General features: G+C 58.8%; 15 protein-coding genes. 10 read left to right on the top strand and 5 right to left on the bottom strand.

What is annotated here, in order from left to right; all coding sequences use genetic code 11:
- Positions 1-2: 2 nt before the first annotated feature.
- From GTQ55_RS16590 to GTQ55_RS16550, 9 genes are all read left to right on the top strand, one after another.
- Positions 3-623, top strand: a complete 621-nt coding sequence (locus GTQ55_RS16590) for a type IV pilus inner membrane component PilO (RefSeq protein WP_161859730.1) — start codon at positions 3-5, stop codon at positions 621-623.
- Positions 620-1,147: a pilus assembly protein PilP gene (locus tag GTQ55_RS16585; RefSeq protein ID WP_161859729.1), complete on the top strand. Its 528-nt coding sequence runs from the start codon at positions 620-622 to the stop codon at positions 1,145-1,147. Before GTQ55_RS16590 ends, GTQ55_RS16585 begins: the two co-directional genes overlap by 4 nt.
- Before the next feature lie 2 nt (positions 1,148-1,149).
- The gene (locus tag GTQ55_RS16580) at positions 1,150-3,369 is read left to right on the top strand and encodes a type IV pilus secretin PilQ (RefSeq protein ID WP_161859728.1); all 2,220 of its coding nucleotides are present in this window, start codon (positions 1,150-1,152) and stop codon (positions 3,367-3,369) included.
- Positions 3,369-3,890 carry a shikimate kinase AroK gene (gene aroK, locus GTQ55_RS16575; protein WP_202620719.1) on the top strand — a complete coding sequence of 174 codons (522 nt, stop codon included), beginning with the start codon at positions 3,369-3,371 and terminating at the stop codon, positions 3,888-3,890. The genes GTQ55_RS16580 and aroK overlap by 1 nt, the downstream gene beginning before the upstream one ends.
- Positions 3,891-4,039: 149 nt before the next feature.
- Entirely contained in the window at positions 4,040-5,125 is a 1,086-nt protein-coding gene (gene aroB / locus GTQ55_RS16570) for a 3-dehydroquinate synthase (protein WP_161859726.1), read from the top strand.
- Positions 5,126-5,588: 463 nt separating this feature from the next.
- On the top strand, positions 5,589-10,040 hold the full coding sequence (gene gltB / locus GTQ55_RS16565; RefSeq protein WP_161859725.1) for a glutamate synthase large subunit: 4,452 nt from the start codon (positions 5,589-5,591) through the stop codon (positions 10,038-10,040).
- Positions 10,041-10,055: 15 nt separating this feature from the next.
- Positions 10,056-11,474, top strand: a complete 1,419-nt coding sequence (locus tag GTQ55_RS16560; protein WP_161859724.1) for an FAD-dependent oxidoreductase — start codon at positions 10,056-10,058, stop codon at positions 11,472-11,474.
- Between the two features lie 509 nt (positions 11,475-11,983).
- Complete coding sequence (gene hemE, locus GTQ55_RS16555) at positions 11,984-13,063, top strand: uroporphyrinogen decarboxylase (RefSeq protein ID WP_161859723.1); 1,080 nt, start codon at positions 11,984-11,986, stop codon at positions 13,061-13,063.
- Positions 13,064-13,269: 206 nt separating this feature from the next.
- Positions 13,270-14,649: a cyclic di-GMP phosphodiesterase gene (locus tag GTQ55_RS16550; RefSeq protein ID WP_161859722.1), complete on the top strand. Its 1,380-nt coding sequence runs from the start codon at positions 13,270-13,272 to the stop codon at positions 14,647-14,649.
- Positions 14,650-14,693: 44 nt separating this feature from the next.
- On the opposite strand, the gene GTQ55_RS16545 is transcribed toward GTQ55_RS16550, so the two are convergent.
- From GTQ55_RS16545 to rsgA, 4 genes are all read right to left on the bottom strand, one after another.
- Entirely contained in the window at positions 14,694-15,905 is a 1,212-nt protein-coding gene (locus tag GTQ55_RS16545) for an MFS transporter (protein ID WP_161859721.1), read from the bottom strand.
- A 203-nt stretch (positions 15,906-16,108) separates the two neighbouring features.
- Positions 16,109-16,960, bottom strand: coding sequence for an archaetidylserine decarboxylase (gene asd / locus GTQ55_RS16540; RefSeq protein ID WP_161859720.1), 852 nt, complete (start codon positions 16,958-16,960; stop codon positions 16,109-16,111).
- Between the two features lie 101 nt (positions 16,961-17,061).
- The gene (locus tag GTQ55_RS16535) at positions 17,062-17,868 is read right to left on the bottom strand and encodes a sulfurtransferase (protein WP_161859719.1); all 807 of its coding nucleotides are present in this window, start codon (positions 17,866-17,868) and stop codon (positions 17,062-17,064) included.
- Between the two features lie 23 nt (positions 17,869-17,891).
- Positions 17,892-18,923 (bottom strand): small ribosomal subunit biogenesis GTPase RsgA, encoded by a 1,032-nt coding sequence (gene rsgA / locus GTQ55_RS16530; protein WP_161859718.1) that lies wholly within the window; start codon positions 18,921-18,923, stop codon positions 17,892-17,894.
- 135 nt (positions 18,924-19,058) lie between these two features.
- Here rsgA and orn point away from each other — a divergent pair, with 135 nt between their 5' ends.
- Positions 19,059-19,601 (top strand): oligoribonuclease, encoded by a 543-nt coding sequence (gene orn / locus GTQ55_RS16525; protein WP_202620639.1) that lies wholly within the window; start codon positions 19,059-19,061, stop codon positions 19,599-19,601.
- A 3-nt stretch (positions 19,602-19,604) separates the two neighbouring features.
- Here orn and GTQ55_RS16520 read toward each other — a convergent pair whose 3' ends face one another.
- On the bottom strand, positions 19,605-20,840 hold the full coding sequence (locus GTQ55_RS16520; RefSeq protein WP_161859717.1) for an MFS transporter: 1,236 nt from the start codon (positions 20,838-20,840) through the stop codon (positions 19,605-19,607).
- Positions 20,841-21,146 lie beyond the last annotated feature (306 nt).

Raw genomic sequence — 21,146 nt, 5'->3', positions numbered from 1 at the left:
CCGTGGCGCTTGAAGATACTCTCAAACAGCTCAATCAGCTGGATATCAATGATATCGATTTTTCCCGCGTCGGCGTCTGGCCTCTGGCTGGGCGGGTAGTGCTGCTGATAGTAATCGCAGCAGCGCTGGTCGGCGGCGGCTATTTCTTCATGATCAAGGATCGCTACAGCCAGCTCGAGTTTGCGGCCAACAAGGAGCGGGAACTGTTTACCCAGTTCGAGCGCAAATCCTTCGAGGCGGCCAACCTCGACGCCTATCGCGACCAGCTCGCGGAGATGGAGGAGACCTTTGGTGCGTTGCTGAAGCAGCTGCCGAAAGACACCGAGGTTCCTGGTCTGCTTGAAGATATTGATGAGTTCGGTCGCGGCAGCGGTCTGACGATCCAGAAGATTGCCCTTGAAGGTGAGCAGGTCGGTGAGTTCTATGTAGAGCTCCCCATCCGCATCGAGGTACAGGGTGGCTATCACGAATTTGGTGCCTTTATCAGCGGAATCGCCGGTATGCCGCGTATCGTTACTTTGCACAATTTCGAAATCGAGACCCGCAAAGATGGCAAAGCCCTGCTGAACATGGTGGTGAATGCGAAAACCTATCGCTACAAGGATCAGGGAGAGGAAGGATGAAAAAATACTTCGCTCTGACCGCGGCACTGCTGGCGCTGGCTGGTTGTAGCCTGGATGGCAGCAACAGTGACCTGCGCCAGAAGATGGCAGCGGTAAAGCACAAGCCCAGGGGCCAGATTGAGCCTATCCCCACTTTTACGCCTTACAGCCCCTACGTATACAGTGCTGCGGCACTGCGCAGCCCGTTTGTCCGCCCGGTACTGGAGGCGGACCAGCGGCTGGTCGGTCGCAGGCTCGACGTGGCTCCGGACCAGAACCGGCAGCGAGAACTGCTGGAGCGCTACCCCTTTGATGCCCTTTCCATGGTGGGCACTTTATCCCGCGGCGGACAGCTGTGGGCGCTGGTGAATGACGGTGACGGGGGGATTCACCGCATCACTATTGGCAATTACATGGGCAAGAACCACGGGCGTGTAGTCAACGCCTCATCGGCTCAGATCGATGTACTGGAAATTGTGCCGGACGGCACCGGTGGCTGGATTGAGCGGCCGCGGGCTCTGACTTTGGAAGATAAGGACAACTAAAAATGATCACCAAGCAACTCGCCAGAGTATTGGCGCGGGTCGCCATTATACTGCCGCGCGCCAAAGCGCTGCTAATGGGCCTGCTGTTACTGCCGTTGGCGGCGCCAACCCTGGCCAGCCAGTTGAACGATATTCAGTTTTCTGAATTGCCGGGTAGCCGACTTCAGCTGCGCCTCACCTTCAGTGACGTGCCGCCGGAGCCCACCGGTTACACCATCGAACAGCCCGCTCGTATTGTTATGGACTTTGCTGGCGTCGAGAGTGTTCTTCCCGAGAAGAAGTACTCACTGGACATCGGTGCTGCTCGCAGTGCTGTGATCGTTTCCAGCGACGACCGCACCCGTCTCATTCTGAACCTTGACGAGCTGCCGGTTTATACCAGCGAGCGCGTGGGTAACCAGGTGGTTCTGGAGGTGGGCGCCGATACGGCCACCACTGCCGCGGTCGCTGCGGCCCCAATGCACAGCAGCACCAATATTGGTGGAAGTGCGCAGTTCAAGCCGGCCGGCAATGTGGCAATCAACAATGTGGATTTTCGTCGTGGCGAAAGCGGCGAGGGCAAGGTCATTGTCAGCCTTACGGACCCGGCGGTAAATATCGATGTAGAACGTACCCGTGGAAAAATTGTCCTGACTTTCCTGGGTGCCGAGCTGCCGCCTGAACTGCGTCAGCGCCTTGATGTCACCGACTTTGCCACTCCAGTAAACAGCATCAGCGTCGACTACGATGGCCGTAACACCGTCATCTCAGTAGATCCTCACGACGGAGAGTACGACTATCTGGCGTATCAGGCGGATACCGAATACGTGCTGAGTGTGAAGCCGCTGACTGTCGCGCAAGTGCGTGAAAAGCAGAAAGAGTTCCAGTTTACCGGTGAAAAGCTGTCCCTGAACTTCCAGGACATCGAAGTACGCTCGGTACTTCAGCTGATCGCGGATTTCACCGATCTCAATCTGGTGGCCAGTGATACCGTCCAGGGTCGCATTACCCTGCGTCTTGACGGTGTGCCCTGGGATCAGGCGCTCGAGCTGATTCTTAAGGCCAAGGGTCTGGACAAGCGTCAAGAAGGCAACGTGATCATGGTCGCGCCGGCGGCTGAGATCGCCGAGCGCGAGCGTCGCGAACTGGAAACCCGCAAGCAGCTGGAGGAGCTGGCCCCGCTGCGCACCGAATATATCCAGATTCGCTACGCCGATGCGCGTGAACTGTTCTCCCTGTTTGCCGGACAGCAGGGCGGTGGCCAGGGCGGTGGTCGCGGTAATTTTGCTGGAGGTCGCGAGGATCAGGATAGCCGCAGCATTCTGTCAGCGCGCGGTAGTGCCATTGTGGATGAGCGCACCAACACCATCATCCTGACCGATACCGAAGACAAGATCGTCCAGTTTCGCGATCTGATTAACGCGATCGATATCCCGATCCGTCAGGTGATGATCGAGGCCCGCATTGTGACCGCGAACACCGACTTCGAGAAGAGCCTGGGTGTGCGCTGGAGCTATCTGGAAGATCACAATATGAGTGACGATTCCATTGGTATCGGCTCTGGCTCTCAGCTTCCGGGTATATCCGACGGTAACGGCAATGGCCCGGATTTGTCCGCGCCGACAACTTTGCATGACCCAATGCTGGTTGATCTAGGGGTCGGTAATCCGGCCGGCAGTGTCGCCTATGCGATTCTGAAAGAAGATTTCCTGTTGGGCCTCGAACTTTCCGCGCTGGAAGATGTGGGTAAGGCAGAGATTGTTTCCCAGCCGAAAGTTGTGACTGGAGACAAGCAGGAGGCGAGCATCCGCTCGGGTGTGGAAATTCCCTATCTGGAAGCCACCTCCTCCGGCGCCGCTTCGGTGACCTTCAAGGAAGCGGTACTGTTGCTGAATGTGACCCCCCAGATCACACCGGATGACAACATCATCATGAGCCTGAACATCGACCAGAATAGCGTCGGTGAGCTCTTCACCAACGTGATTACCGGTGCGCAAATTCCGGCGATCAACGTGAACTCGCTGCAGACGAAAGTTCTCGTTTCCAACGGTGAAACTATCGTACTGGGCGGCATCTTCGAAGCTCAGGCCATTGAGGGCGAAGTGAAGGTGCCGGTGCTTGGTGATATTCCGTTCCTCGGTCACCTGTTCAAGACCACCACCAAGCAGGAAGACAAGCGCGAGCTGCTGATTTTCATCACGCCGCGCATCATGCAAGACGAGTTTTTGTCCTTCAGCAAGTGATTACTCAGCCCATCTTCCTTGTCGGTCCCATGGGGGCCGGCAAGTCCACAATCGGCAAATTACTGGCAGCCCAGCTCGGGCTGCCTTTTGCCGATTCGGATAAAGTCCTCGAAGACCGTACCGGTGCCGATATTCCCTGGATCTTTGATGTCGAAGGAGAGGCGGGATTTCGCCGACGTGAAAGTGAGGTGCTGAAAGATCTCTGCACCGGTGAGCCTCAAGTAGTCGCTACTGGGGGCGGGATTGTGCTGATGCCGGAAAACCGTGCGCTGCTAAAGGCGCACGGGTTTGTGGTGTATCTGCGTGCAAGTCTGGATCAGCTGGTGGAGCGCACGTCAAAAAACAATAACCGCCCACTGTTGCAGGTGGCGGACCCCAAGGCCAAGTTGCGGGAAATACTCCTCCAGCGAGAGCCCTTTTACAGCGAGGTTGCCGACCTTGTCTGTGATACTGACGACTGCTCGCCCAGGCAGGCGTCGACCATGGTGTCGGACCGGTTACTCTCCAGCGTGGAAACTTGATTCGCGCTTTGCTGGCTGACTTTCTTTTTCCGTTTCCCTTTTCCTTCCTCCTCTTGTTGTCCTTTCGATATCCTTGCAGGCAGCCACTTGTGCTAGAGTGAGCGCCATTTCTGATATATCTCGCTAGATGTGCGCGAAAGGGAGTAGCCATGCACAGTCTTCACGTCGATCTGGGTGACCGCAGCTATCCAATTCTGATTGGTTCCGGCCTGCTGAAAGATCCCCGCTATTTTGAGCAATGTATTCGCGGCAAACAGGTGCTTATTGTCACCAACGAGACGATAGCCCCGCTGTACCTCGAAACGGTGCTCGCGGCGCTGAGCGGCTTTGCCAAGATAGACACGGTGCAGCTGCCCGATGGTGAGGCTTTCAAAACGCTGGATACCGTCAACCGCGTATTCGATACCCTGTTGGAAAAGCGCCATGACCGCAGTACCACGATTGTGGCGCTGGGCGGCGGGGTGATCGGTGATATGAGCGGCTTTGCCGCCGCCTGTTATCAGCGAGGCGTCGACTTCGTGCAGGTGCCGACCACGCTGCTTTCCCAGGTGGATTCGTCAGTCGGTGGTAAAACCGGTGTGAACCACCCGCTGGGCAAAAATATGATTGGCGCTTTCTACCAGCCGCAGCTGGTACTGATTGATATTGAAACGCTAACGACTCTGCCGGATCGTGAACTTTCCGCGGGTATCGCTGAGGTGATCAAGTACGGAATGATCTGTGACGCCCCATTTTTTGAGTGGCTCGAAGCCAATATGGACGCACTGCTGTCACGGGATCCGGATGCGCTTGCCTATGCGATCGACCGCAGTTGTGCCGACAAGGCAGCGGTGGTTGCCGAAGATGAACGAGAATCTGGCCGGCGCGCCATTCTCAACTTTGGCCACACCTTCGGGCATGCCATCGAGGCCGTACAGGGTTACGGTAACTGGCTGCACGGCGAAGCGGTGGCTGCAGGTATGGTCATGGCGGCCGAACTTTCCTGCCGCCGCGGTTGGATTTCTGCTCGGGACGTGGAGCGCTTACGCGCGCTGCTAAGTAAAGCCAATCTTCCGCAACAATCCCCTGAAGGTATGACTGTGGACGACTATTTGCAGGCAATGTCTGTGGATAAAAAGGTGCAGGACGGCAAATTGCGTCTTGTGCTGCTCCGTGCGCTTGGAGATGCACAGATTGTCGCCGATACCCCCAAAGACCAGCTGATGGACGCGTTGCGTGCCTGCGGTGCAGGGTGATGAAGCGTTGGGCAGACAACGATGCTGAGGATTCTTTAACGCAAGCGGTAACGAAAAGAAGATAAATCGGTTAAAGCTATCGCGAACAGCGAAAAAAACTGGTGAATCTTGCAATTGCAGGGGGGCACGAGTAATATTGCGCGCCCCCTCGGTGAAAGCCGGGGAAATGAGCTGATAACAAGAAACGCAGGCTCGCACAAAGCGAGCAACACCCAAGCCCCTCATGCGGGCTTTTTTTGTCATTGGGCCACTGAAATGTCAGTGGAATCTGCGGCACCTTTGGCTCGAAAGTAGATAAATATACCCCCCGGCACAGTCTGTGGGCTGTGCACTGATTGTCACTGCGGTTCTTTTGCTGCGATTTACTGCAATAAAGGCACTGCGATTCACTGCGAATTCATCGCGACCGGTCAAATGTGATGCATCAGGACGTATGGGTACCGATAACACTTTGAGGAATTCTATGGGTAGCGGTCTGTATCGATTGGATGAGTTCAAAGATAACTGTGGTTTTGGTCTGATCGCCCATCTGAAGGGCGAGACCAGCCATAAGTTGTTACAGACGGCGATTGAATCGCTGACTTGCATGACTCACCGCGGAGGTATTGCCGCCGATGGCAAAACCGGGGATGGCTGTGGCCTGTTGCTGCAAAAGCCGGACCGCTTTCTGCGTGCGGTGGCGAAAGACACCTTCGGCAGTGAACTGAGCGACCTCTATGCCGTTGGCTCCATCATGTTGCCGCTGGATGAGGCAGAAGCTGCGAAGGCGCGCGAAATTCTGAAAAATGCGCTTCAGGAGCAGGGGCTTCAGGTCGCTGGCTGGCGCGTTGTGCCCACTAACGAAGAGTGCCTGGGCCCTATTGCGCGGGAGTCTCTGCCCCGCTTTGAGCACCTGCTGATCAACAACGCGGAAGCAGCCTATGAGCAGGCGCAGTTCAACGCGCGTCTGTTTGTCGCTCGTCGCAAGGCCGAACAGCAGCTGACAGCAGACACCTACATTGCCAGCCTCTCCACTGCGGTGGTGTCTTACAAGGGCCTGATGATGCCCGCGGACCTGCCAAAGTTCTTCCCGGACCTGGCCGACCCGAGCCTGGAAACCGCGATCTGTGTGTTCCACCAGCGCTTCTCCACCAATACCATGCCGCGCTGGCCTCTGGCGCAGCCGTTCCGCATGCTGGCGCACAACGGCGAAATCAACACCATCACCGGCAACCGCAACTGGTCTGTTGCGCGCACCAACAAGTTCATCACTGATCTTGTGCCGGAACTCTCCGACCTGAAGCCACTGGTCAACCGTGTCGGTTCCGACTCCTCCAGTCTCGACAACATGCTTGAGCTCCTGACGGTGGGCGGCATCAACATGCACCGCGCGATCCGTATGCTGGTACCGCCGGCCTGGCAGAACGTGGACACCATGGACTCGGACCTGCGCGCCTTTTACGAATACAACTCCATGCATATGGAGCCCTGGGACGGCCCTGCCGGCCTGGTGCTGACCGACGGTCGCTACGCGGTATGTACGCTCGACCGCAATGGCCTGCGCCCGTCCCGCTGGGTGATCACCAAGGACGACTTCATTACCGTTGCGTCGGAAGTGGGTACTTACCAGTACGATCCCGCGGATGTGGTTGCCAAGGGCCGTCTCGGTCCGGGCCAGATTCTGTCTGTGGATACCTTGAAGGGCGAGCTCCGCCACACTGCGGATGTCGACAACGAGCTCAAGCAGACCCAGCCATACAAGAAGTGGATGAAGGAAAAGGCTCGCCGTATCCGCTCCACCCTGGTGACTGCGCCGGTCGACAACAATTTCTCCATGGAGCAGTTCAAGGTTTACCAGAAGCTGTTCAGTTCCTCCCTGGAAGAGCGTGACCAGGTGTTGCGCCCGCTGGCGGAATCCGGCCAGGAAGCGGTTGGCTCCATGGGTGACGACACGCCAATGGCGGTGCTGTCTGAAGGTAACCGCTGCCTCTACGACTATTTCCGCCAGCAGTTTGCGCAGGTCACCAACCCGCCGATCGATCCGCTGCGGGAAACCATCGTCATGTCCCTGGAAACCTGCCTGGGTCGTGAAAAATCGGTATTCGAGGAAACTGTCGACCATGCCGACCGGGTAATCCTGTCTTCCCCTGTGCTGTCGCACATGAAGTACACCGCGCTACTGGACCTGGGGCGCGAAGAATTTACCGCGAAGGTTTTCGACCTCAACTACGACCCGGCACAGCTGGATCTCAAGAGTGCGATCGAAAAGCTGTGCAGTGATGTGGCGGATGCGGTGCGCAACGACGGCACCGTGATCGTGGTACTTTCAGACCGCGATATCGATTCAGGCAAGCTGCCAATCGACGCGCTACTCGCTACCGGTGCGGTGCACCACCACCTGGTCCACACCGGGCTGCGGTGCGATTCCAACATCGTCGTCGATACCGCAACCGCGCGGGATTCGCACCAGCTGGCGTGCCTGATTGGCGTCGGCGCCACTGCGGTGCACCCGTATTTTTCCTACAGCATCATCAATCACCTGATCGAAACCGGTGAGCTGTTGCTGGATGCGGCTACTGCTCAGAAGAACTACCGCAACGGTATCATCAAGGGCCTGCTGAAGATCCTGTCGAAGATGGGGATCTCCACCATTGCCTCTTACCGTGGTGCACTGTTGTACGAACTGGTGGGCCTGTCCCAGGATGTGATTGACCTGTGCTTCCCGGAAGCCCCCGCGCGGGTACTGGGCGCCGGTTTTGCCGAGCTGGAAGACGACATGCGCGCGCGCGCGCAGCTGGCGTGGAAGCCGCGCAAGAAGGTTTCCCCGGGCGGTCTGCACAAATTTGTGTACGGCGAGGAATACCACGCGTTCAACCCGGATGTGGTCAAGGCGCTGCAGGAGGCCGTCCGCTCGGGTGACTACGGAGCCTGGCGCGACTACGCCGCGTTGATTAACCAGCGCCCTGTAGCAACCCTGCGCGACCTGCTGTCGCTGAAAAAAGATGTACAGCCGATTCCGCTCGATGACGTCGAGCCGGTGGAAAATATCCTGCGCCGCTTCGATTCTGCGGCAATGTCTCTCGGTGCCCTGTCGCCGGAAGCGCACGAGGCGCTGGCCCAGGCCATGAACCGTCTCGGCGGTCGTTCCAACAGCGGTGAGGGCGGTGAGGATCCGGTGCGCTTTGGCACCGACAAGGTTTCCAAGATCAAGCAGATCGCCTCGGGCCGTTTCGGCGTGACCCCGCACTACCTGGTCAATGCGGAAGTACTGCAGATCAAGGTGGCCCAGGGGGCCAAGCCCGGTGAGGGCGGCCAGCTGCCCGGCGGCAAGGTCAATGAGCTGATCGCGCGCCTGCGTTATTCGGTGCCCGGCGTGACGCTGATCTCGCCGCCGCCGCACCACGATATTTACTCCATCGAGGATCTGGCGCAGCTCATCTACGACCTCAAGCAGGTCAACCCGAATGCGCTGGTATCGGTGAAGCTGGTATCCCGCCCCGGTGTCGGCACCATCGCCGCCGGGGTGGCCAAGGCCTACGCAGACCTGATTACCATTTCCGGTTACGACGGCGGTACTGCCGCGAGTCCGATCACGTCCATTCGCTACGCGGGCTCCCCGTGGGAGCTGGGCCTGGCGGAAACCCACCAGACCCTGCGTGCCAATGACTTGCGCGATAAGGTCCGCGTGCAGACCGACGGCGGCCTCAAGAGTGGTCTCGATGTGATCAAGGCGGCTATCCTCGGTGCGGAGAGTTTCGGCTTTGGCACTGCGCCGATGGTGGCCCTGGGTTGTAAGTACCTGCGTATCTGTCACCTGAACAACTGCGCTACCGGCGTCGCCACCCAGAACAAGGATCTGCGGGACGAGCATTACATCGGTACCGTGGAAATGGCGATGAACTTCTTCAGGTTCGTGGCAGAAGAAGTGCGCGAATGGATGGCGGGCCTCGGCATTCGCACGCTCGATGAACTGGTTGGTCGTGTAGACCTGCTGGAAGCCATTGAGGGCAAGACGGCCAAGCAGAAGACTCTGGACCTGTCACCGCTGCTGCACACCGATGCGCTGCTCGACAGCAAACCGCAGACCTGTCAGCAGGCCAAAAACGAGCCCTGGGACAAGGGCTTGCTGGCCGAGCGCATGGTGGAAGAAACCCTGCCAGCGATTGAAAACCTGGCCGGTGGTGAATTCAGCTTCAAGCTGACCAACTGCGACCGCTCCATCGGCGCACGCCTTTCTGGTGAAATCGCCAAGCGTCACGGCAACCAGGGTATGGTCGACGCTCCGATCAAGCTGCGTCTCACTGGCGTTGCCGGTCAGTCCTTCGGCGTGTGGAACGCCGGTGGCCTGGAGATGTATCTGGAAGGTGATGCCAACGACTATGTGGGCAAGGGCATGGCCGGCGGCAAGCTGGTAATCCGTCCACCGAAAGGCAGTGAATTTGCCTCTCAGGAAACCAGCATTGTTGGTAACACCTGCCTGTACGGCGCAACCGGCGGCAAACTGTTTGCGTCCGGTGGCGCCGGCGAACGCTTTGGCGTACGTAACTCCGGTGCCTTTGCGGTGGTCGAAGGTACGGGCGACCACTGCTGCGAGTACATGACCGGCGGCATGATTGCGGTCTTGGGCAAAACCGGGGTGAATTTCGGTGCCGGTATGACTGGCGGCTTTGCCTACGTGCTGGATATGGACCGCGATTTCTTCGACAAGTGCAACCACGAGCTGATCGAACTGCGCCGCATCAGCAGTGAGGCAGTGGAGGAATACCAGAGTCACCTGCGCGAAGTCATTGAAGAGTTCGTGGCCGAGACCGGCAGTGCCTGGGGTGAGGAGTTGTTGGATAACTTCGACGATTACCTCAACAAATTCTGGTTGGTCAAGCCGAAGGCGGCCAGCCTCGCCGGCCTGCTGTCCGATGTACGCAAGCGCGGCGAATAAGGGGGATATTTACTTATGTCACAGCGTCTCAACAACGATTTCCAGTTTGTCGACGTGGGCCGAGTGGAACCCGCAAAGAAAGACATCATCACGCGCACCAACCAGTTCGTGGAGATCTACCAGCCATACTCCGAGAGGCAGGTGGCCAGCCAGGCGCACCGCTGCCTGGACTGTGGCAACCCATACTGCGAATGGAAATGCCCGGTACACAATTACATCCCGAACTGGCTGCGCCTGATCAGCGAAGGCAACATCATGGAAGCGGCGGAGCTGAGTCACCAGACCAACTCCCTGCCGGAAGTGTGTGGCCGTGTGTGCCCGCAGGACCGTCTGTGTGAAGGGGCCTGTACCCTCAATGACGGCTTCGGTGCGGTGACCATCGGAAATGCGGAAAAATACATTACCGATACCGCTTTTGCGCTGGGCTGGCGCCCGGATATGAGTCACGTGACCAAAACCGACAAGCGTGTGGCGGTGGTGGGTGCCGGCCCCGCGGGCCTCGCCTGTGCGGACGTGCTGGTACGCAATGGTGTACAGCCGGTGGTTTTCGACAAGTACCCGGAAATCGGTGGCCTGCTGACCTTTGGTATTCCGGAGTTCAAGCTGGAAAAATCCGTGATGCAGCAGCGTCGCGCGATCTTCACCGAGATGGGTGTCGAGTTCTGTCTGGAAACCGAGATCGGCAAGGACATCACCTTCGACCAGCTGATGGCCGATTACGATGCGGTGTTCCTGGCGATGGGTACCTACAACTACATGAAAGGCGGCTTCCCCGGTGAAGACTTGCCCGGTGTATACGATGCGCTGCCGTTCCTGGTGGCCAACGTGAACCGCAATCTGGGCTTTGAGAAGAGCCCGGAAGACTTCATTTCGGTGGAGGACAAGCGTGTGGTGGTTCTGGGTGGTGGTGACACCGCGATGGACTGTAACCGTACCTCCATTCGTCAGGGCGCCAAGCGCGTGACCTGTGCCTACCGCCGCGATGAGGAAAACATGCCCGGTTCCCGCCGCGAGGTGGCGAATGCGAAGGAAGAGGGTGTGCGCTTCCTGTTCAACCGCCAGCCGGTTGAGATCGTCGGTGACGGCAAGGTGGAAGGCGTGAAGGTGGTGACCACCAAACTGGGCGAGCCCGACGAGAACGGCCGCCGCCGCCCGGAAGTGGTTCCCGGTTCCGAGGAGATCATTCCCGCGGATATCGTTCTGGTCGCCTTCGGCTTCCGTCCGAGCCCGGCGGAGTGGTTCGGTGACCACAATATCGAAGTGGCCGACTGGGGCGGAGTGGTTGCTGCCGAGAAGCAGGAATACAAGTTCCAGACTTCCAACGAAAAAGTCTTTGCCGGTGGCGATATGGTGCGGGGTTCTGACCTTGTAGTTACCGCTATCTGGGAAGGGCGTCAGGCTGCTGAGGGAATCCTCGACTTCCTCGAGGTCTAATTAGCTTCGCAGTTTTTCTTTTCCTCTGTGGTACCGCTAGCTGCTTAGGTGGCGGTACTGCTGCCGATACAAACTTGCCAGACACGCCGTAAACCCATCCCTGGGGGCTCTTCCGCGAGGTCCCTCTCGCGGAAGGTCTGGCAAGTTTGTATCGGCATCAGCACCTTCTCTTCGAGTTTCAGGGCTCAGCCAGAGCTGCGAGCGAATTTCTCCATAATCTCAAGTAGCTCGCCAGCCTGAAGTTAAGGCTTTGATACCGGGTGGTTGTACGCGGGACCGTCTGCGGCCAGGACGGCCGCAGCCGAGCCCCCAGGGATGGGTTCACGGCGTGTCCCGCGTACAACCACCCGGTAGCAGAGCCGCCTCGGGCTTTCCAAGTGGGGCCACTGGGGTCGCCGGTTCCGATAGCCCGCCCCAATCGCTCGCATAAATCCCCAGTCAGGCGAGTCCCTGTCCTAATCGAGACCTCGAGAGTACAATGGCCGGCCATTTATCCAGCCCTTGTGATCATGTCCGATACCCAGTTCGCCCCCCTGCAAAACGATCGTTTCCTTCGCGCCCTGCTGCGTCAGCCCGTCGACCGCACACCCATGTGGATGATGCGTCAGGCCGGCCGCTACCTGCCTGAGTACCGCGCCACCCGCGCCAAGGCCGGCAGTTTTATGGATCTGTGCCGTAACACCGAACTGGCCTGCGAAGTGACCCTGCAGCCGCTGGAACGCTACCCGTTGGATGCCGCCATCCTCTTCTCTGACATTCTCACGATCCCCGACGCCATGGGGCTTGGGCTGTATTTTGAAGAGGGCGAGGGCCCGAAATTCAAAAAGCCCGTGCGTACCAGTGCTGAAATCGCCGCGCTGGAAGTGGTGAACACCGCAAAGGACCTCAGTTACGTCACCGATGCGGTGACCACCATCCGCCGCGAGCTGAACGGCCGAGTGCCGTTGATCGGCTTCTCCGGCAGCCCCTGGACCCTGGCCACCTACATGATCGAAGGTGGCTCCAGCCGGGACTTCGCCCGTGCCAAAGAGATGCTCTACAACCGCCCTCGGGACATGCACCAGCTGCTTACCGTGCTGGCGGATTCTGTGATCGACTATCTCAATGCCCAGATTCGTGCCGGCGCACAGGCCGTGCAGATTTTCGATACCTGGGGTGGCGCGCTGAGTCACAGTGCCTATCGCGAATTCTCTTTAAACTACATGGCCCGTATCGTGCAGGGGTTGATCAAAGAGCAGGACGGGCGCCAGGTACCTGTGATCCTGTTTACCAAGGGTGGCGGCCAGTGGCTGGAAGCGATGGCGGACACCGGGGCGACCGCGCTGGGACTGGACTGGACCACCGACATTGCGCAGGCGCGCGCACGGGTGGGGGACCGGGTAGCCCTGCAGGGCAATATGGACCCGTCGATCCTGCTGGCGAATCCGGAGCGTATCCGCGAGGAAGTGGCTGCTGTATTGGCCGGATTTGGAAGTGGTACCGGGCACATCTTCAACCTCGGCCATGGGGTAACCCCCAAGGTCGACCCGGCCCACGCTGGTGCCATGTTTGACGCGGTTGTGGAACTGTCGCCTCAATATCACCAGTGATCAGGAATGAATTTAGTCGGTGAGTAATCACTGACTCATTTTCCGTGATCTGCATCACAATTATTATGTCTACTAGCGAGTAGACTTGTGTGACAATTTGCACCGTTTTGGGACTTCCCATTCCCGGCGGGCACGTACGCCAGTAAAGTTGTGTACCGGCTGGCGCCAATCACTACCTAGAACAAGAATTACGCGACAACTATCAAGTGGCACTCCAACAGGCGAAAGTATTCGTTGAAGACCTACAGCGGGGCATGTTTGTGTCCCGGCTGGATCGCCCGTGGACGCGTACCCCGTTTGCCCTCCAGGGTTTCTATATCCGTGACCTGGAAGAAATCCGTCAGCTGCAGAAATACTGTCGCTATGTCTATGTGGACGTGGTCAAGACGGTTGGTGACGTGGGTGTCAAGCTGCGCAAGCTCACACGCGACGCCAGCGCAGCTTCCGGTTCTAATGTAGCTCCTTCCCGGGGGACTCCGCGCCGGATACCCGTCGCCATCAATTGCAAGCCGGTGCAGGTCAAGCACGACAGTTACGCCCCCCCAGAGCCGGTGCGCAAAGAAGCGGCGAAAGCCAGGCAGCTTCACGACCGCATTATCCAGGGAATGCAGGAGGTTATGGTCCAGCTCAAGACGGACCGTCCCTTGCCTACTGCGCAGGTCAGCCAGACCGTTACGCAGATGGTCGACAGCGTGCTGCGTAGCCCCGATGCGTTTTCCTGGCTTGCCCGGGTGCGGGAAAAGGACGAGCACACCTATAGCCACTCGGTGCGTGCCAGTGTGTGGGCGGTGGTGTTTGGGCGCCATATCGGCCTGCGTCGTCAGGAGCTGGTGCAGCTGGGTATCGCCACATTGCTGAAAGATGTGGGCAAGCTGTTTCTTGCTGACACGGTGCTGAAAGCGGAGAAACGTGACCCGCGCGAGGAGCTGGAGTATCGCAAGTTTGTGGATTACAGCGTAAAGCTGCTGTCTGCCGACCCCAATGTAGACCCCCAGGTACTCACTATCGTTCAGTGCCATAAGGAGCAGCACGACGGTAGTGGTTATCCGCGCGGCCTGCGCGGAGGGCAGATCCCGGTGCTCGCTCGTATGTGTGGGATCGTCACTTTCTACGACGAAGCCACCAACCCTCGCGGTGTGGAGTTCCCGCTGCCGCCATCAAGAGCGGTGGGTCAGCTGTATGAACTGCGCAATTCCGCGTTTCAGGAGCAGCTGGTGGTGGAGTTTATCCAGTCCATTGGTCTCTACCCGACGGGTACCCAGGTCGAGTTATCCACCGGTGAAATTGCCGTGGTGGTGGAGCAAAGCCACAAGCGCCGCCTGAAGCCGAAAGTTATGCTGGTCACGGACCGGAATAAAACATTGCTGGAAAAGCCGCGGCTGTTTGATATGGCCGCGGACGACGATCGCAAACAGGCGATCGTGGACAAGGGCAAAAAATCCCTCGCCGAAGTGGGTTTGATCACCATAACCCAGGATCTGGACCCGAGCCGCTACCCGCAAATTAGCGTGGCCAAGGTGCGCGATCAGTATCTCTACGAGCAACGCCTGCCGGCGTTTATTGCGCGGTTTATCCCCAGCCGTTAATTCTCCACCTCTCCTTTTCCCGGCGGATTCCTCGACCTTAAGGTCTATGGCCTCTGCCTGGCAGTCAATGGTGCCAGTGTCGCTAGCAGGCTCGCCACGAGGATCAGTCCTGCCAGTAGCAACCCGATACCATGCACATCCATTCCCCGATCGAGAAGAAACCCCAGCAGTAGCGGTGAGGCAGCGGTGGAAAAAACCATGCTCGCCTGGGAGACCGAGCGGATGGCACCGAGATGTGTGCTGCCATAGCGCTCTGGCCACAGTGCACTGCCAGCGGTGCCGGTACCGGCCTGGGATATGCCTACCAGCGCCAGGTACACATAGGGCACCCAGGGAGCCTGGCAAAGCGCGAGCAAGACCAGCGCCGCGATCATTGGTATCAGTGCCATGGGCAAGCTGCGCTGAGCTCCGAAGCGGTCCACCAGCCCGCCGGCAAAAAGCAGTGCGAGCAGGTGCCCGGCAGCATAGCCACCAAAGGCCCCGGCAAGTACCGCCATCGACCAGCCCCGTTCATCGGCAATCGCGCCCTGGTGAAACAAAATGGCCGTAACCACAAAAGGCGTCATCAGCGTGGCGGGCAACAGATAATAAAACCCCCGGTCCCGCAGCACCTGTGAGCGGGTGTAATCGCCTTCACCAGCGGACGTTGCCGGTCCATTTTTTGCGGGATCATTACCGGTGTTCCCGGCGAGCCACAGCAGCGCGGGTAGCACTGCGAGGATTAAAACCGCCGCTGACACCATCCACACACTGCGCCAGCCGCTGCTTTCGATCATCAGTGAGCCACCGGTGGGCAACAGAGCCTCCGCGATGGGGAACCCCAGTGCGGCGAGGGCGATGACCTTTCCCCGGTTGGCAGTGAAGTGGCGTCCTGCTGTGGTCATGCCCATATGGGTCATGAAACCCTGACCGGCAAAGCGCAGCAGGAAAAATCCCGGCAGCAGCATCCAGGCGCTTTGCGCACTGGCGAGGGTGATGCAGCCGGCGCTCAGCAAAAGCACACCGAGGGTGGCGACCCGTCGCAGTGGCCAGCGGTCGATCAATGTACCCGCACCGAGCAGCACGAAAGCCGACAACAGCGTCGCAGCACTGTAGCTGGCGCCGTACCAGCTGTTGCTCAGGTTGAACGCCTCGCGCAGCGCACCGCCAAAAATGGCGATAAAAAACGTCTGGCCGAAGCCGGAGGCGGCGATGGCGAGTAACGCGAAAAAAGCGAGCTTTGGGTTGCTGCGGATAAAGTCTGGTACTGGCGGCATGGAGGTGGGATTGCCTAATGGCTGGATCAATGCGATGAAATAGCTGATGCGGGGCGATGCCTGATAGAGGCTTGCGATACTTTCCGCGACTTTCCGCGAGAGGGGCCTCGCGGAAGACCCCCGTGCAAGGGTCCGCGGTGTGTTTCGCAAACGTCTACCGGGTGTCTAGCCCGCCCATGCACCTGATGGAGGTGGCTACAGGGTTAAATCAGGTCCCCGAAATGCTCACCCACTTTCACCGGTGTTTCCGCGGCGAGTTCTTCGAGCCAGTTTACCCGGTCGGCACCAAACAGCAGCACGACAGTGGAGCCGAGTTTGAAGCGGCCCATTTCTTCGCCTTTCTTCAGCGCGATGGGTTTCTGCTCGTCATAGCGGGTAGTGCGAATCTGGCGCTTTACGGGGGCTACCTGACCGGCCCAGACGGTTTCGATGGCGGCTACGATCATGGCGCCGACCAGAATCATGGCCATGGGGCCGGCGGCGGTGTCGAAGATGCAGACGAGGCGTTCGTTGCGCGCGAACAGGCGCGGTACGTTTTCGGCTGTGGTGGTGTTCACCGAGAACAACTCGCCGGGAACGTAGATCATGCGCTGCAGTACGCCATCCAAAGGCATATGTACGCGGTGATAATCTTTGGGGGACAGGTAGACGGTTGCGAACTTGCCACCGGTGAACTGCGCGGCAACTTCGGGATCGCCACCGACCAGTTCGAGCAGGCTGTAATCCTGGCCCTTGGCCTGGAAGATTCGACCGTTGTGGATTTCGCCCAGTTGGCTGATGGCGCCGTCGGCGCAGCCGGCAATGGTGCTTTCACCCTCGACAATGGGGCGCGCGCCTTCCTTGAGTGCGCGAGTGAAGAAGTCGTTGAAACAGGTGTAGGCGGTGTAGTCCTCTTCGAGGGCTTCATCCATGTCGACCTTGTATTTTTCGACGAACCACTTGGTAAATGGATTCTTGATGCCGCCGATGCGGGTTTCGGCAAGCCACCCGGCGGCTCTGGAGAGCAGGTGCTGGGGAGTGATGTATTGCAGGAAGATAAACAGTTTCGGGTGCATTTGGGTGTTGTGGTCCCATTGGTTGTAGTTCGGTGGCGGTGGCGGCACCCCACCTTCAAGTCTGATAAAGGTGCTTCGTCAGTGGCAACGAATGCGCTGGATCAATTTTCTACAGGTGTATCTGGCAGGTTGCCCCACTCACTCCACGAGCCCGGATAAGCCACAATCGGCAATCCCAGCGATTTCCCCACCAGCCAGGTAAACGCCGAGCGATGGTGGCTCTGGCAGTGGGTGGCGATTTCTTTCTCTCCATCAATACCGAGCGCGGCGAGGAATTCTCTGGCGTCGGTTCGAATACGCAGGTCGCGCTGCGGATCCATCAGTTGCGTCCACTCGCAGTTGATCGCGCCGGGGATGTGGCCGCCTTTCATGGCGAGTACCCGTTCACCGGAATGTTCTGCGGGGGAGCGGGCGTCCCAGATTTGCAGGTCGTTGAGTGCCAGTCGTTGCTGAATCTTTTCGGCGTCGATTATCGGCGCGTCCTCGGCGATGCCGATATCGATGTCACTGGGCGTGACGGAAACGTCTTCCGTGGAAAGCGGTAGCCCGGCACCCTTCCACGCGATCATACCGCCGTTGAGGTAACTGTATTTTTTGTGCCCGATGACTTCCAGAGTCCATAGCAGGCGCCCGGCCCAGCCACCGCCTTCGTCATCGCAGGCGACAATATGGGTGTCGGGCGTGAGGCCGATGGCACGGAAGACCTGAGTGAGACGCTCGACTGGGGGCAGTTTGCCCGCGGCGGGCGGGGTGCCGGCCATGAGCGCCTGGAAGGGTAGACCGAGAGCGCCGGGGATGTGGCCGGCGAGGTAATTCTGCTGGCTGCTTAGATCGATTACCCGGATTTCCTCGCGCTCCAGGAGCGGGGCCAGTTGTTCCGGTTCCAGGATCAGGGATACATCACTCACGTAGGGTTCCTTGTCTGTATGGCCTATTCAGTTTCCAGGCTGTTGCGCAGGTGCAGGAAGCTGTCCATCCGTCGCTGGCTGATGTCGCCACGTTCAAGCGCTTCCTGGATTGCACAACCGGGTTCGTTCTGGTGGTGGCAGTCGCGGAAGCGGCAATAGCCGATAAACGGCCGGAACTCCACGTAACCTTCCAGAAGCTCCTGCTCGCTCATGTGCCAGATCCCGAACTCGCGGATTCCGGGGGAGTCTATCAGATCACCGCCGCTGGGCAGGTGAAACAGTTCCGCAGCGGTGGTGGTGTGGGTGCCTTTGCCTGTAGCGGCGGAAAGTGCGCCCGTGCGGGCGTCGGCACTGGGCAGCAGGCCGTTGATCAGGGAGGACTTGCCGACGCCGGACTGACCGACGAACACGCTGGTGCCCTCGGCAAGCGTCTTCAGGAGGTCGTCGAGGCCTTCACCGGTTTTTGTGGATAACTGCAACACGCGGTAGCCGAGGTCGGGGTATGGGCGCAGCAGGTCTTCGAGGTGTTCCCGGTTACTGTCGTCGATCAGGTCAATCTTGTTCAGCAACAACAGTGGCTGGATTCCAGTGGCCTCTGCCGCCACCAGGTAGCGGTCGATGGCGTTGGCGAAGGGCTCGGGGTAGGGCGCAATGACGATAAGAATGCGGTCAATATTGGCGGCAACCGTTTTCATGTCGCCATAGCGGTCCGGGCGCTGCAGTTCCGAATGACGCGGCAGGCGTGCACCAACTACGCCAAGCCCGCCCGTGGATTCGCCGGTGGCAGGCCGCCATGCAACCTTGTCGCCGGTAACCAGGGTGTCGATATTGGCGCGTATATGGCAGCGTTGTCGAAGGTCGTCGTCGGTATTGCCTTCCACAAGGACCTGGCTGCCATAGTTGGCGATGACAAGTCCGGTCTGCTCCTGGCCCAGGTCGCCCTCGTCTTCTGCGTGCTCGAAACTCTCGTCCCGCTTGCGTGCGCGGGCCTCCCGCTCCTGCTGGATCTTGGCAATGCGCCATTGCTGGCGGCGGTTGAGTTTTCGTTTGCTCATGGGCGCTCGGTTTGCGGAAAGCGCCGGATTATAACTTGCATCAATGGGTGGTTGCGGTAACTTCCCCGCTATCCTCACTTTTAATGAACTGTAAACTGGCTTTCACCGCCGTCAGCGGCTGTTAAGGAGACTATTGTGGATCAGAATAATCTGATCTGGATCGATCTGGAAATGACAGGCCTCGATCCCGAGAAGGAACGCATCATCGAGATTGCCACAGTGGTGACGGATTCGCGCCTGAACGTACTGGCGGAAGGGCCGGTAATGGCGATCCACCAGAGCGATGCGCTACTGGCCGCCATGGACGACTGGAACACGGAGCAGCATGGTGGCTCCGGGCTGGTGGCGCGGGTGAAGGAGTCGCCGATCAGTGAGCATCAGGCGGAGCGGGACACGATCGAATTCCTGCAACAGTGGGTGCCCGAAGGTGCCTCGCCCATGTGTGGCAACTCCATTGGCCAGGATCGTCGCTTCCTGGTGAAGTATATGCCGTTACTGGAGCGTTATTTCCATTACCGGAATCTGGATGTCAGCTCGGTGAAAGAACTGGCGCGGCGCTGGCGCCCGGATGTGCTGGATGGGGTCAAGAAAACCTCCTCGCATCTCGCGCTGGACGATATTCACGACTCCATCAACGAGCTCAAGCACTACCGGGCGCACTTCTTCCGCATGAGCTGATGCTCAGCGGTCGAGCCTGGCGGCCGCGGGAACGGCCGCCAGGCATACCGCCAGCACCGCGGTGGCGACAATGATCAGCTGTGTGTAGCTGCCGCCACCGGTAATGAAATACCCCGCCACCAACGGGCCGCACGCGAGCCCGAGTTTCGATGCAAACCCGCCAAAGGCCCCCATTTGCCCCGCGCTGTCGAAACGCGATGCCATGGTCAGGAAGTAGGGTACGCAGAAAGCCCAGGTCATTCCTGTCACCACATTCGCAAGAATGAATACCGGGCGAATATTGCTGAATACAAACAGCATTAACCCCACAAGGGTGATCACCAGGGCGATCGCCAGCGGCTTGGCCAGTGGAAGTTTTTGCCCGGTGAACGCCGCCAGCGCCGCACCGCCAATGGCGATCAGGCTGGCCCAAGACACTGTCAGGCTGATAAAGCTCTGTGGCAAATCGAAAGATCTCCCAAGATCGAAAATAAACGCGAACAGGGCCATGTTGGCGAACTGGAAACAGAACAGGGCCAGCAGGGTGACGGCGAAGGGCAGCATGGGTAGCGGAACCCGGTTCTCCGCCTGAACGCGGCTTTCCTCTGCGGTGGGCAGGGGATAGTTGGCGATCAATGGCAGCATCAGCAGGGTGAGAGTGCTGAAGGTGATCAGTGCGTAAAACGGCACATAGGTGCCGTGCTCGGCCACCAGTGCAGGCAAAAATCGTACCCCGAAAAAACCACCGATGTACTGCACCAGCAACACCATACTGTAACTGCGCCCCGCGATACCGCTGCGGGCAATTACCGCAAATCCCAGCCCTACCAGCGCGCCCCCCAGCATTCCATGTACCAGCCGCAGTGGGATCAGCAGATCCAGGTTGGCGAGCTGAATGGTCAGCACATCCATACCGATCGAACAGCAAAGCAGAATAGCCGCCGCGCGCTTCCAGCGCGGAATATGCCGGATCAGCCAGGAAACGGTAAACGCCCCGATCACCGCGCCCATGGTATTGGAAAAGGTAATCTGCCCCGCCTGCTCCGCGCTCAGACCCGCCCCTGCCATCAGCGCATCCACAATTACCGGGAAAATATTCACATAGTAGAGGCCGGCGGAAGACAGGAAGGCGAGAAAAATACTTGCGAGCCAGCCATTGCTGACCAGCAGTCCCACGGGGGCGGCGGGTTTCAGGGAATCACCGCCGGAATAGCCTGAGTCGGGGGCTTCTGTTGCTGCGGATCGGGCAGGGTTTTGCATGGTTACTCCGGCGAACGGTTATCGGTTTTGTTCTTGTGATTCTTGTGGAGCCGGCGCCCGGTAGTGAGTTGGGCGCGATCGATTCCTTTACCGGACCAACGCTAACTTATTACAGCCCACGGGATAGTGCCAGATGGCTGTCATCGGTGGGTCCAATTGCCAGCATTCGGCCACTGAGCGCCAGTTGGACTCATGCCTCTTGTCAATCTGGCCCTATAGCCGCGCGCTGCTCTGGGCCAGTATTGATCCAGCCCACGACAAACAGTCTGGATAGCCCCAGAACATCAAAGCCAATAATCCAGAATC

The sequence above is a fragment of the Microbulbifer hydrolyticus genome (genome assembly GCF_009931115.1).
GTDB classification, from domain to species: domain Bacteria; phylum Pseudomonadota; class Gammaproteobacteria; order Pseudomonadales; family Cellvibrionaceae; genus Microbulbifer; species Microbulbifer hydrolyticus.
The sequence above is the reverse complement of the archived record's forward strand: the minus strand, read 5'-3'. Positions and strand labels throughout refer to the sequence as shown.